Genomic DNA, 10,872 nt, shown 5'->3' with positions numbered 1-10,872 from the left:
TTAGCTCTGTTGTTTTTAAGCGATTCATAAGATCACAAAACACCATGAATGTTCCCTCGCTTCCCACATTTTTTAATACTATTAGTTCATTGATATATAAAGGCTAATTCTGGGGATACTTTAGGAATTAAACCCAAAAATTTGATAATTTAAAGAATAAGATAAGTCGATCATGGCAGTTAAGGTAAATAAATAAATGAATCAACAATTAGTTTTTAAAAATGGTCAAGTTAGTGATAATTACGCCAGTATTTTATTAGGCCATCAAGATGAGTCATACGTTACGCCAATAATGGAATATAAGGAGTATGAACTGATTGTAGAATCGGTTGTTATCATTTTACTCGATGACGACACAGAGCTAATGGGAACAGAGGTGTTAACGTTGGTTGATAGTGGGCACTGTACGTTAGCGCAGTTAATTAACTTTTTAGCCGGTGAAGAGGTGGAGGAAATGCAAGAGTTTGAGTTTATTTCATCTGCTTGGTTTGCATGGCAAAGTAAACACGGCGATTGGTCAAGTGAGCCATTTGATACTGTTTATGAATCGCAAGATAAAAACATAACAACGCTTAATGAGTTATTAAACGAGTAAGTTTGCGTTTTTAACAAGCGCTTTGGCATTTTAGGTGTGCCAACCGAGGCAGTTGGTTTACCTTGCCTTTGATTGATAATACTGTAAAAATCAGCGCGTTTTAAATTAAACAGTTGTATGGAATTTGGCGTTGAGTAAAGAACAGCAAAAAGGCTATTGGCGCAATGAAACTGTGGCTTTTCTCGCGTTGACTTCATTAAGCGGCGTTGGGTATTGGGTATTACACAAAATAGCAGAGTCAGGCTTAGGCTTTAAAAATTTACTTAAAGCGAGTAATGCTGATGAAATTTCTAAACACCTGAATGTGTCATTACCTGATGATATTGAATGGCAAGCATATCAACAACAACTTTGGTCAATTGGCTTAGCGCGCGCACGTTCTCTTCATGCTGATAATGTAAGACTTTTGTTCCGAGAGCAGGAGCTTTTTCCTCAAGAGTTGAAGAAAATTGATGATGCACCTCATTGGATTTTTGTTCAGGGTCCAATTGAAAACTTACATAAAAAATCCGTATCAGTGATAGGTACTCGTAAGCCATCAACAGATGGTGTAATTTTAGCGAAAATAGTCATCGCAGCATTGGCAAATAAAGGGCTTGTTACAGTCAGTGGCTTAGCTTTGGGTATCGATCAAATAGCACATACAGAATCGATAAAATATAACATTCCCACCGTTGCGGTTCTTGGTAATGGTATATACGTTGAGTTTCCTAAAGGCTCTAACACACTTAAAGCGCAAATATTAAATCGTGGTGGCACAGTAGTAACAGAATACCTGCCTGAACAATTATACAGTGCCGAAAACTTTGTTAGACGAAATCGAATACAGGCTGCGCTTTGTAATACGCTGCTACCTATCGAGTGGGAAATTAAAAGTGGCAGTGCTCACACTGTCGCATTTGCACATAAGTACAATAAAAAAATTGCTAATGTGTTCTTACCTGGAACAGCCAATTTAAGGCCTGAATTAAAGTTCTCTGAAATGGAGAGCGGAGCCAGCGCGTGGGAAATGCCAATCTGCGTGAATGGACTGTTAAAGTATATTCAAGACGACATGCAAGCAAACGGTAAAGTCGTTCAACAAAGCTTAAGCTTTCAAGACGATTTTATTTCAACGTAAAAGGTTTTAGTTTATAAAAAAGCCCATCATTACAACTAAACGATGGGCCAAGATACGTCGTTAAAAGTTGGTGTTAATCTTCGTTATGGATAAAACCAGCAATGAGTTCTGCTAAGCTATGCGCTTGTAGATAGCCGCTTTCTTGGTCTGCGCCAAAACTAATTACCTGCCCAGGTTTTCCTTTACTGTTTGGTGCAAGATCTATGGCATAAAAATTACCACAACCTTGGTCGAAAAAGGGGATCCAATAGGGGGTGCAATATAAAGGCAGTACTGTGCCATCGTTACTGCTGTAAGTATCGAGCAAGTCCTCTTGCGTCCATTTTTGATATGGTGTTTGCCAGTCACTCCATTCTTTTAGTATGGTCTGTGCATTCATAAAACCTGTTTTTTCAATGCCATTATGCAGTGTTAAAAAGTCTTTTAAAATAGTGGGAAACTCAAAACCAGCTTGCGTTTTAAATTGTTGATAAATCGCTTTATTATCAATGGGCTCTATTATTTTTAATCCCTCAGACTCAACTAATTGAGTTAAATTTTGTTTTACTAAAGAAAAGTCTTCATGGGAATCAAAGTTAATAAATGGGGTGATGTAATCTATTTTTTGTTGCGCTAATTCTTCTGCTTTAAATGCATTAGGAATATTTTCATCAATAAACTCACCAGTATGGGTGAATATTTGCTCAGCAAATGCTCTTGATATTGGGCGACTAGATAGACTATTACTGGCAAGATCATACAGCTTAGATTTAGGTTCTACGCCTTTTCTTCTTTCTCTATCAATTGTTGTTAACCATTGTGAAAATAGCGGGGTGTTGATCACTTCGGCGGTAAAAATAGTCTTATCTTGTAAGTAGGCAACCATATAAAAATGATTACTCAATTGAGTATCAGGTGTTATTAAGAAAAGCTTGAGAACATCTTGGTCTGTTCGATCTTTTACTGCTTGATGAAGTAAGTCACTAAAGATGTAGCTTTCATCTTGTGAAAAAGACGGCAAATTGGTGATTTCTATTGCTGGAAAATGAAGGTCATGCCATTTTTTGGTTTTTAAAGTATCGTTATACGCACAGATATTTTGCATGAGAATCTTATTAATAAAGTAAAAAATAAACTTAGTATATCACGGTAAGATTAACTCAGTATTAATTTAAAATAGCTTAAAACTTACAATTGATTAATGTTAATATTTGAATATGTTTAAGCTCGTTTTAATTAGTTAATGGAGCTCTTGTTATCTTTAATTTCTTAGATTAATCATTTTATCTTTTATATTTTTGTTCTTATCTCCTTGATTAATAGTGGGTTAATTTGTCATGGCGAACATCTTTTTGGCCTGAATTACACGCAGTGAAAAAATAGGCTTTTTTATTGCACTTTCTTATTTTGATGGGTTTTACATATAACAATCAATGTTAGTATAATAAGTGATTTTTAAATAGTGGTTTTAATATATATAAAACGATTTAAGAATGTTCCGATGAACGGGGGAGTAATATGAAGATAGGGATTGATCTGGGAACGACACACTGTGTTGTTGCTGTATGGCAAGATAGTGGTGTTAAACTTATCGCTGACTCTGAGGGCAATGTTCTAGTGCCTTCTATTGTGAGTTTTTCAGATGACTATGTATTGGTAGGTCAAGCTGCGCGGGATCGTTTAGCGACTCATCCTGAGTTGACGGTGTCTGAATTTAAACGTTTTATGGGCACAGATAAAGTTTATCAATTAGAAGAACAATCTTATACCCCAATAGAGCTGTCGGCTATTTTACTTAAGCACCTTAAAGAGCAAGCTGAAGTATATTTACAACAACCCATTACTGAAGCTGTTATTTCAGTACCAGCCTACTTTAATAATAAACAACGGCAAGCTACACAGCAGGCGGCTTCACTTGCTGGTTTAACGGTTGAGCGCTTAATTAACGAGCCAACCGCCGCAGCCCTTGCATATGGATTAGATAATAAAGATTCAGATAACACTTATTTAGTGCTTGATCTCGGTGGTGGAACATTTGATGTATCAGTTATTGAAGTGTTTAATGACATTTTTGAGATTCACGCCTCTGGAGGCGATAATTACCTCGGTGGTAATGACTTTACCCAAGCTATTGTCGACGATGTATTTGGCAAAAATGATATCCAACCGTACCGTCTAGCCAAAAGTGAGCGAAGAAATATATGGTCTTTATGTGATCAATTAAAATGTCAGCTAACCATAGATGACTCTGCCAGTTTTGATTTTGAATACAAAGGCGATGTTTTAACTTATACCCTAAGTGAAGACGATTTCGGCCATATTTGTCATGATTTAATTGAGCGTATTAAGTTTCCTATTCATAGAGCGATGTCTGATGCAAAATTATCGATGGATGATATTGCAGGTCTTATCTTTGTCGGCGGTGCGACCCGCATGCCTATTTTTCGTCAACAAATTAATCATGTATTTTCGCGTATTACACAAATCCAATACAACCCAGATCATGCTATTGCTATTGGGGCTGCCATTCAAGCAAGTATGAACGAGCGTAATATTCAGCTCAAAGATGTAATCATGACTGATGTTTGCCCATTTACACTGGGCGTTGAGATATCTAACGAGCATAACCAACCTGAGTTTTTACCCATTATTGAGCGTAACTCTACGATCCCGGTCAGTGAAACGCGCTCTTTATTTTCTAGACATCCAAGTCAAGAAAGTGTTTTGATTAAGATTTATCAAGGTGAAAATTACCTACCTAAAGATAATGTATTAATGGGTACATTAGACATTACACTTGAACCTTTGAACAAAATTCAGTCTTTTTATATAACTTACACTTATGATCTCAATGGTGTGATTGAAGTGGAAGTTAAAAACAAGGATTCTGAAAAAACCTATCGTACTTATGTTGGTGAGAACGTGAAAGAGCTTGACCAAAATCAATTGCAAGAGCAATTTTCAAGACTGCAAGCTTTAAAAATACTCCCAAAAAATAAACTTGCCAATACCGCTTTTAAAGCAAAGCTCGATCGCATGTTTCAAGAGAGCTTAGGTGATAAACGTAGAAAGGTTGGTGAAAGCATTGGGCTTTTTGATCGCGCGTTAGAAACCCATGATAATCATAAAATTGACGCTGCCAAAGAGCGTATAAAAATGTTTTTGAATATTTCTTATTAACATGCATTCTATTATTTGTGCCCACAACATAAGAGTAAACTAAATGTACCATTGGATACTATTAGGTATTGAACCAACTAAAGATAAGCGGGCTATAAAATTAGCTTATACGCAGTTACTAAAACAAACTCCGCCAACAGAATTCCCTGAAGAGTTTAAAGCGTTACGTAAAGCGTATGATCAAGCACTAGAAGAAATCTCAAAAAGTGATGATGATGCAAATGATAATTCAGCTAGTTGGCACGATGCATCACTTAAAGCATTTCAGCCGCAACTAGATACTGATATTGAAGACACACAGGATGAAGTTTTTTCGGAGCCACCACCTAGCTCCAATCACGATATTGATGATGACAAACCCGTTGAATTTTCAACTATTAAAACAATATCCCAACTCAACCTTGCCTTAACACAGCTTTATAGTGATATTTCAGTTAGGCACAGTTTAGAACAATGGAAAATGTTGTTCGCGGCGCCGATATTTTGGGATGTTAATCAAAGTAATGCATTGACTGTCAACTTACTCGACTTTTTTTCTAAACACTATTTTTTACCTGAAAATATCTGGACATTTTTAGATACCAGTTTAAGTATTTCTGGCAGCTTATCTATCAGTGGCGATGATACTACGCGTCAAATTGCGGTTGCATTGTCGGGTTATATAAAAACGTTACCAAAGAGAATACATGACGGTTTAGTGGTCGGTATTTCAGAACATGTTGATTTTAAAAATCTTCAACGCCATCTTGAAATACGTAACTATATTGAAGATAAATGTTTATACGACACATTGACTACAGAAGATTTAGAAAATGTTGCTGAACAAATTGGACCTGAGTTTAAAAATGACTTTCCCCTTTATAATTATATAGTTAAGTATTTATGGACGCTTAATAGCTATAGCGCCATTAAACGTATACTTGAACCTCTGACAATTCCACAAACAGAGGAAGATCTGTTAAATTACCAAGCACATGCTGAGTATAAATTAAAAAATTATGAGGCTGCACTCGCACTTTATTTAAAGCAAGAACATAATTACCGCGTACTATGTACTAAGGTAATGTTCAAATATATTGGTTTATGTTATTTAAAGCTTAATAATTATGAAAAGGCATATCTTTATTTAGATGCAAAACTAGCTGCTATTGGTGATATGGAGCTTGAAGTTGCATTAATTACAGCAAGACGCGGATATATTCGAGAGTTGAGAGCTGATGAAGCTAAAAACGCGATAAAAATTGCGACCTTACTGTATGAAAATGGACGATATCAGGATGCGTTGTCAATCACCGAGCAATACAAACCGATATTTGTAGAACAAGCGAATTATTTACAAGCGCTTTGCTTATGTAAATTACACCGTTTTGAAGAAGCCTACTCTGAGTTTTTAGTGTTTATTGATTTATACAATCAACGCCAGCTGTGGGGATGGCCATTAGTTGTTGATTTATTAAGATATTGCTACGATTTAATCACATATGAAGTTTTAGTTGATACATTACAAGAGCATATTGCTAGTTTTCAGGATTTCTATAAAACGGATTTTTTCCCTGGTTCAACAAAACCACGTTGTTACTCAGAGCAAGAAATGGACATACTTGAGCTAACCCGAGAAGACGATTCAGTGAGGCGCCCAGTAGAATCTCTTGGGCATACTGAATCACTGCAAATTTTTGCACTGGCTATATTATATATTCGTGACACCGAATTAGTTGCTTATGCGGATACAAGTGTTGTTGATGATTTTCAACGTAACGTACTTAATTATATAAAAGAAATTAAACAACTTATGCTTTACAACCCGCGTGATTGTTTAAAGTTTTTGGAGGCCGCGTTTGACCAGCAAGACTTTGACACCTGCATCATGTTAGCTGATATAGCGATTAAAGGTTTACGTGCAGCACCACAAGCATATTATTTTAAAGGGTGCGCACTTTTAGAGTTAAACCAATATGACACGGCTTTAGCTGCATTTCAACAAGCTGCCCACGAATATAATACTCATCCATATGCCGTTCATTCTTTAAATTCAGCTATTAAATGCTGTGAAGCGCTTATCGAACAAGGGTTACCTTATGCACAGCAGTGCAAAGCTTTATGCCAGCAATTGCAAGATACAAAGGAGAGAGTTGATGGACAATAATCAAGAAGACTTAATGTTGCAAAGTCAATCGTTAACCGATGAACAAAAGCAATGGTTAATCAGCTTATCAGGCTACTTATCGATGCAAAATGGCTACTCACTGGATTGCTTATTACATAAGAGTGAAACGTACCCACTACAAGCGATTATTAATGGCAATGTAAAAGTATTAAAAAATAGTTATGGTATACATACTAAAGCTGATTTAGTTGAAACATTAAATATTTTTTTAGATACAGCTCGTAGCAGCGAGTTTATGAGCCGTTTGATTGAAAGTGTGCGTTATGATTTATTTATTGAACACTTTTACTTGAATCGAAACAACGATAAAAACAGTAATGAATATATGGTTAGTGGATGGGCTCAAAAGCATAATGTTTCATTATCTGACTGTGGGATTAAAGGTTTTGATGTGGGTCGTTCTGCATTTCTATGCCGGTGTGCGTATACTACTGGTTTAATTACAGAACAAGAAACTTGGTATTATTTGCTAGTGCTAGGTAAAATTGCGCAACAATTATTTACTGATTGGCAAGAGTTAGCCATGAGTCACATAGTAGGGCGCTTAACTTGGGTGGGTGTAAAACTCGATAAACCTATGGATGGTCCACCAGAACGCTACCCTGATGCTTTCGAAGTAAAACAAGAGATTAAGCTAGATATCGAAGAATTGACATCAATTTTAGCTGACGATAACCACCCTTGGTGTCAACTCAACTGGCAAATAGACCTGTAGCGCTAACATTGTAATAAAAGCCACTTAACGTGGCTTTTATTACAACATGTAAACCCGTACTAGTAACAAAACCAAAGAGATAAAATCTTGACTTTATACGTTAAAGCTCTAGCTTTTATAGTCAATTACTTATTGAGTTAATTAATGCTGAAAAAATATAGAGGGCGCTAAAGTAGCGCGCACTGCATTAAATTTGCTTGTTCTAGATTAACTCAAAAGGTAAATCCAATAACATAAACCACACTCAGCGAGCTGATAGTGTCTCAATCTAAAAAGCTAGTTATATAAAAAGTGTTACAGAGTATTCTAAAGCAATGACACATTTCATGAGGTTAATCTTCATCATATTGTAGTTTACTAATAAACAGCTCAAAAGTTGTAGCAAGAATGGTTTTTTTAAAGTCATTTTCTTGATCGACATGTACCACTGTAGGCTCACCTGTAGGCCCGCACTCAGTGTAATCTAAAGCAACCAAGTGGTGCCCTGCCGAAGGGCAATTACAAATATATAGCCCGATATCAGGATAACCCCATTCGTTTCTCATATATTCACTTTCTGCAGCGATAGAATCTAGCCTAATAAACTCGCTGATACTATAGTTAGATGGTTTTTCTTCATTGAGTTGAATGAGCGTGTTTTGTGGATAGCCACCATTTTGTATTTTCATTAACTGTATATAGAGTATGGGTAGCGTATATCCCAAATTATTCACAGTATTTTGAATTTCCTCATCGGTTAATGGCTTATCTATATCCGCGTGGTTTTCTTCGCTTTGTTTTTGCCAAAAGTTAGAGTATTTATTAGCATTAGGGGCCTTAACTTCAACGGTGGATTCTTCAGCTGAAGGACGCGGGGTAAGTTTATCTTGGGTTTGTCGTGCTTTTCGACGCTGTTTATACATCGTTTGCAGTTCACTTTTCTCAATGCCTTTGACATTTGGATCTGCAAGAGAATTATTGTCTGGTAACGGCTCTTTAGGATGAGACAGTAAAGACAGCTCCTCCAGCTTTAGCGTTAGTAATTGTTCTTCATTACAGGTAGAGCGAGCAGTGTCTAACATATCAAAGTTAAGTAGGTCACGCGCGGAAATACTTGGATCAGCTCTTTGCATTAGTTCAATAAATGTTGATAGGGTTGTTTCCTCATTAAGTTCATCGTCGCTAACCAAATCATAGTCAATATCGAACTGCAGCATAACTTCAAATATAAGAGCTGTAGGCCAAATTTCAATTCCATGTTTACGGCTGGATCTACGAAGATCACGAGGTGTCTGCCGTAAAACTTTTTTGCAAGCTGTACAGGCTGCTTTTTCAGCCTTAAGCGGGGTTAACGGATAATAAGCTAAGTGTTGACAAAACTCGCATTTGACTGGAAAAGGGTCTATAAATTGCATCTATATTTTCCTCCTTGTAAAGATGCTTGATAGTCTATCTAAAAAAATGATTCGTATATAGCTTTGTATCAAGTCTAAATATGCATCAAAGAAGTTAGGTCGCTTAGAATCAATTGTTGTGTGCAGTTTTTTTAAATCAAAACGTAAACAAAGAAAGAAGAATAACCTTCGAGGAAAAGCTATTCGCAGCAGCGTAAGCTTGAAATATACTAAAGGTGCTTCGCAGTCATGGCTATTATTTACCTCATTGTCGTTGCTATGAAAAAGGCCACTTGAATGTCACGTTATTGATCGCGTTAAAAAATAGAAAAGTGCTGTCTGGCTTTAGTTTTGGGGCGCAATACTTTGAAAAATTTGGCTATAATATAAAACTGAGAATCTTTTCAAAAGCACTTCAGCAATTAAATAAGGCTTGCCGTGAGTGCTTGTCGCTTAGATAAAAACTGTATGGCTCTCTCGGGATCTGAGTCTTACTATAATAGAATTTAAGGAGCAATTAGTTCCCTATATCTAACGGGTATTTACACAGTTTTTACATCCATACCTTTGCTATTCGTTTTAGGTAACAATGCCTCTAGCTAGCTGGTCAACGTATTTTAATAAGGTTGGGTGGCGATTTTTACCATGCATGTGCAGTATGTGTTCTTTTGCTTGTTCAAGATCAATTCCCACACTGCTTATATAAAGAGGATTTTCACTTTTTCCTCGCAAAATTCCAGCTTCTTTTGGTGTATCGACAAATGATCTTTTGGCTACGCCAATAACGGGAATCTGTTGTTCAAGTGCTTCATAAAGGTGCATGCCCAGACCTGGCTTTTGTGCACTACTTAAAGTGACATAGCCATCAACAATGATGATATCTGGTTGAGTATCTAAAGATTTTAGTACGGACAAAATACACGGTAACTCGCGTTTATAAAACTGCCCCGGTTCATAGGGAGCAATATTTTCAATGGTGTTGACTTGCTTTGCTGTTATTTCTTCGTCGTGCCAGTTTTCAAATAAGATACCGGCAGCAATAGCTGTGTCGTCGTAATATTGGCAATCAATGGCAAAAATCAATGTGTACTCCTGTTAAATTATATGTGTCGTAGTGCTTTATTAATAATCACGGCTTTAATTTAAGGTGGCTTAACAGCCGCTTATATCAAGCTTAGATAATGCAGCGACTCGCTTATCTGTTATAGCTGCTATGGTGTTAATGGTTGCGGTGTAGGTGCGGCTGTCGCATTCTACCGATGCGCTAAAATCATTAAATGTGACTTCTACGGGTTGCTTTATAAGTCTTTCTGTACCATGACTTAAACGTTGCCAGTTTTCTTTACCTGCAAATAGTTCGTCTAATTGGGGAGCTGATAAACGTATAAAAATAGCCTCAATCGACGATGTATAACGTCCATGAATGATAGCGGGCAACTTACTGCGCGCTAATCGAGTTGGAATAATACGGATGTTGATAATATCGCCGCTTGCTTGAGTTGGGCTTGCCATATCAAGCTGAATTACGAGTAGTCCACGTATTGTAATTGGCCCGTTGAAACGATAGCGATATAGCTCAGGATTTTGCTCAACTAAAGTTAACGCTTTGCTGTATTTTGAAAAAATAGCAGGCTCAGAGGCGTAGCTTTGAAAAGCAAATATATTAAATAGCAAAATTAAGTATAGACTCAGGTGTTTTAAATTAGTCAATCTCATTCGTTATCTCTAAATTAGTGTCTAGGG

Annotated in this window: 9 protein-coding genes and 1 pseudogene; 6 read left to right on the top strand and 4 right to left on the bottom strand. The window is 36.7% G+C overall.

The window, feature by feature from the left end:
- The first annotated feature begins 196 nt into the window (after positions 1–196).
- Together H5186_RS15985 and H5186_RS15980 are read left to right on the top strand one after the other, a co-directional pair.
- A complete protein-coding gene (locus tag H5186_RS15985; protein ID WP_138585062.1) occupies positions 197–595 on the top strand; it encodes a hypothetical protein in 399 nt (132 codons plus the stop codon).
- A 130-nt stretch (positions 596–725) separates the two neighbouring features.
- Positions 726–1,715, top strand: a complete 990-nt coding sequence (locus tag H5186_RS15980) for a DNA-processing protein DprA (RefSeq protein WP_220493318.1) — start codon at positions 726–728, stop codon at positions 1,713–1,715.
- A gap of 73 nt (positions 1,716–1,788) precedes the next feature.
- Here H5186_RS15980 and H5186_RS15975 read toward each other — a convergent pair whose 3' ends face one another.
- Positions 1,789–2,799 (bottom strand): SMI1/KNR4 family protein, encoded by a 1,011-nt coding sequence (locus tag H5186_RS15975; protein ID WP_182794673.1) that lies wholly within the window; start codon positions 2,797–2,799, stop codon positions 1,789–1,791.
- Positions 2,800–3,212: 413 nt separating this feature from the next.
- Here H5186_RS15975 and H5186_RS15970 point away from each other — a divergent pair, with 413 nt between their 5' ends.
- The 3 genes from H5186_RS15970 to H5186_RS15960 are packed head-to-tail and all read left to right on the top strand — an operon-like array spanning position 3,213 to position 7,756.
- Entirely contained in the window at positions 3,213–4,874 is a 1,662-nt protein-coding gene (locus H5186_RS15970; RefSeq protein WP_182794672.1) for an Hsp70 family protein, read from the top strand.
- Positions 4,875–4,917: 43 nt separating this feature from the next.
- The gene (locus tag H5186_RS15965; RefSeq protein ID WP_182761920.1) at positions 4,918–7,020 is read left to right on the top strand and encodes a tetratricopeptide repeat protein; all 2,103 of its coding nucleotides are present in this window, start codon (positions 4,918–4,920) and stop codon (positions 7,018–7,020) included.
- Complete coding sequence (locus H5186_RS15960) at positions 7,010–7,756, top strand: DUF1266 domain-containing protein (protein ID WP_182719022.1); 747 nt, start codon at positions 7,010–7,012, stop codon at positions 7,754–7,756. The genes H5186_RS15965 and H5186_RS15960 overlap by 11 nt, the downstream gene beginning before the upstream one ends.
- Before the next feature lie 332 nt (positions 7,757–8,088).
- Here the strand turns inward: H5186_RS15960 and H5186_RS15955 are convergent, their stop codons facing one another.
- Positions 8,089–9,150 carry an SMI1/KNR4 family protein gene (locus H5186_RS15955; RefSeq protein ID WP_182794671.1) on the bottom strand — a complete coding sequence of 354 codons (1,062 nt, stop codon included), beginning with the start codon at positions 9,148–9,150 and terminating at the stop codon, positions 8,089–8,091.
- A 130-nt stretch (positions 9,151–9,280) separates the two neighbouring features.
- On the opposite strand from H5186_RS15955, the pseudogene H5186_RS15950 reads away from it, so the two are divergent.
- Positions 9,281–9,590, top strand: a pseudogene (locus H5186_RS15950) (IS4 family transposase); the annotation flags it as partial.
- A gap of 118 nt (positions 9,591–9,708) precedes the next feature.
- Here H5186_RS15950 and H5186_RS15945 read toward each other — a convergent pair.
- On the bottom strand, positions 9,709–10,212 hold the full coding sequence (locus H5186_RS15945) for an endonuclease V (RefSeq protein WP_182719024.1): 504 nt from the start codon (positions 10,210–10,212) through the stop codon (positions 9,709–9,711).
- A 69-nt stretch (positions 10,213–10,281) separates the two neighbouring features.
- On the bottom strand, positions 10,282–10,845 hold the full coding sequence (locus H5186_RS15940; protein ID WP_182719025.1) for a hypothetical protein: 564 nt from the start codon (positions 10,843–10,845) through the stop codon (positions 10,282–10,284).
- Between the last annotated feature and the right edge of the window lie 27 nt (positions 10,846–10,872).

It is taken from the genome of Pseudoalteromonas sp. SG41-2 (assembly GCF_014164535.1).
GTDB classification, from domain to species: domain Bacteria; phylum Pseudomonadota; class Gammaproteobacteria; order Enterobacterales; family Alteromonadaceae; genus Pseudoalteromonas; species Pseudoalteromonas rhizosphaerae.
This window is presented reverse-complemented; position numbering and strand designations above follow the sequence as displayed.